General features: G+C 41.3%; 3 protein-coding genes. All 3 read left to right on the forward strand.

The window, feature by feature from the left end:
• The first annotated feature begins 215 nt into the window (after positions 1 to 215).
• The gene (locus tag HT689_RS09500) at positions 216 to 1,208 is read left to right on the forward strand and encodes an ATP-binding cassette domain-containing protein (RefSeq protein ID WP_173226527.1); all 993 of its coding nucleotides are present in this window, start codon (positions 216 to 218) and stop codon (positions 1,206 to 1,208) included.
• A gap of 1 nt (position 1,209) precedes the next feature.
• Positions 1,210 to 2,028 (forward strand): ABC-2 family transporter protein, encoded by an 819-nt coding sequence (locus tag HT689_RS09505; RefSeq protein ID WP_164226854.1) that lies wholly within the window; start codon positions 1,210 to 1,212, stop codon positions 2,026 to 2,028.
• Between the two features lies 1 nt (position 2,029).
• Positions 2,030 to 2,602: ABC-2 family transporter protein (locus HT689_RS09510; RefSeq protein WP_173281014.1), on the forward strand; the 573-nt coding region annotated here is incomplete at its 3' end.

Genomic DNA, 2,602 nt, shown 5'->3' on the forward strand with positions numbered 1-2,602 from the left:
TTGATTTTCATTGAGTATACAAATACCACTTTAAGAGAAAAATTTTCAATTTCATAATCTGTAGGCAAACGCTTGCATTCTAGTTTTTATTGGACTATAATAGGTTGGTATAAAACCTTCTGTAGCAATAAAATGTAGAAGGTGTAGAAAGTAAGGATTTAGAATACTTGTGTTTGAAAATACGATTTTCTATTCCTTGCGATAGGGAGATAGATATGGCAATGATAGAAGTGGAACATCTTCAGAAAAATTTTGTGAAGACAGTGAAGGAACCTGGTTTGAAGGGAGCTTTGCGCTCCTTTATTCATCCTGAAAAGCAGACCTTTGAAGCAGTCAAGGATTTGACTTTTGAGGTACCAAAGGGGCAGATTTTAGGCTTCATCGGGGCAAATGGTGCTGGGAAGTCGACAACCATTAAAATGCTGACCGGGATTTTGAAACCGACATCTGGATTTTGTCGGATTAACGGCAAGATTCCGCAGGATAATCGCCAAGATTATGTCAAGGATATTGGGGTTGTTTTTGGACAACGTACCCAGCTATGGTGGGATTTGGCCCTGCAAGAGACCTACACGGTCTTGAAGGAGATTTACGACGTGCCAGACTCGCTCTTTCATAAGCGCATGGATTTTTTGAATGAAGTCTTGGATTTGAAGGACTTTATCAAGGACCCTGTGCGGACTCTTTCACTGGGACAGCGCATGCGGGCGGATATTGCGGCTTCCTTACTTCACAATCCCAAGGTTCTCTTTTTAGATGAGCCGACCATTGGTTTGGATGTTTCGGTCAAGGATAACATTCGTCGGGCTATTACTCAGATCAATCAGGAGGAAGAAACAACCATTCTCTTGACCACTCATGACTTGAGCGACATTGAGCAACTTTGTGATCGGATTTTTATGATTGATAAGGGGCAGGAAATTTTTGATGGAACGGTTAGCCAGCTCAAGGAGACCTTTGGTAAGATGAAGACACTCTCCTTTGAACTGCTACCAGGTCAAAGTCATCTCCTTTCTCACTATGAAGGCTTTTCGGATATGACAATTGATAGACAAGGAAATAGCCTCAATATTGAATTTGACAGTTCCCGCTACCAGTCAGCTGACATTATTAAGCAAACACTGTCTGATTTTGAAGTCCGTGATTTGAAGATGGTGGATACGGATATTGAGGATATTATCCGTCGCTTCTATCGAAAGGAGCTCTAAGATGGTCAAATTGTGGAGACGTTATAAACCCTTTATAAATGCAGGTGTTCAGGAATTGATCACCTATCGAGTCAACTTCATTCTTTATCGGATAGGCGATGTTATGGGGGCTTTTGTGGCCTTTTATCTCTGGAAGGCTGTCTTTGATTCCTCGCAGGAGTCTTTGATTCAGGGCTTCAGTATGGCAGATATCACCCTCTACATCATTATGAGTTTTGTGACCAATCTGTTGACCAGGTCTGATAGCTCTTTTATGATTGGGGAGGAGGTCAAGGATGGTTCCATTATCATGCGCTTGTTGCGACCAGTGCATTTTGCGGCTTCTTATCTTTTCACAGAACTTGGTTCCAAGTGGTTGATTTTTATTAGCGTTGGCCTTCCATTTTTAAGTGTCATTGTCTTGATGAAAATCTTATCTGGGCAAGGGATTGCAGAGGTGCTGGGATTAACTGTCCTTTATCTTTTTAGCTTAACGCTGGCCTATCTGATTAACTTTTTCTTTAATATTTGCTTTGGATTTTCAGCCTTTGTATTTAAAAATCTTTGGGGTTCCAACCTACTTAAGACTTCCATAGTGGCCTTTATGTCTGGAAGTTTGATTCCCTTGGCTTTCTTTCCAAAGGTTGTTTCAGATATTCTGTCCTTCCTGCCTTTTTCATCCTTGATCTACACTCCGGTCATGATTATTGTTGGGAAATACGATGCCAGTCAGATGATTCAGGCGCTCCTTTTGCAGTTTTTCTGGCTCTTAGTGATGGTGGGCTTGTCTCAGTTGATTTGGAAACGAGTCCAGTCATTTATCACCATTCAAGGAGGTTAGTATGAAAAAATATCAACGCATGCATCTGATTTTTATTAGACAATACATCAAGCAAATTATGGAGTACAAGGTGGATTTTGTGGTTGGTGTGCTGGGAGTTTTCTTGACTCAAGGCTTGAATCTCTTGTTTCTCAATGTCATCTTTCAACACATCCCATCCCTAGAAGGTTGGACTTTTCAAGAAATCGCCTTTATCTATGGTTTTTCATTGATTCCCAAGGGCTTGGACCATCTCTTTTTTGACAATCTCTGGGCACTGGGCCAACGCCTAGTGCGAAAAGGGGAGTTTGACAAGTATCTGACTCGTCCTATCAATCCCCTCTTCCACATCCTAGTCGAGACCTTTCAGATTGATGCCTTGGGTGAACTCTTGGTCGGTGGAATTTTACTAGCGACAACAGTATCAAGCATTGCTTGGACTCTTCCAAAATTCTTGCTTTTCCTAGTCTGCATACCATTTGCGACCTTGATTTATACTTCCTTGAAAATCGCGACAGCTAGTATCGCTTTTTGGACCAAACAGTCAGGGGCTATGATTTACATCTTCTATATGTTCAATGATTTTGCCAAGTAT

Source organism: Streptococcus sp. 2342, assembly GCF_013276795.1.
In the GTDB taxonomy this organism is placed as follows: domain Bacteria; phylum Bacillota; class Bacilli; order Lactobacillales; family Streptococcaceae; genus Streptococcus.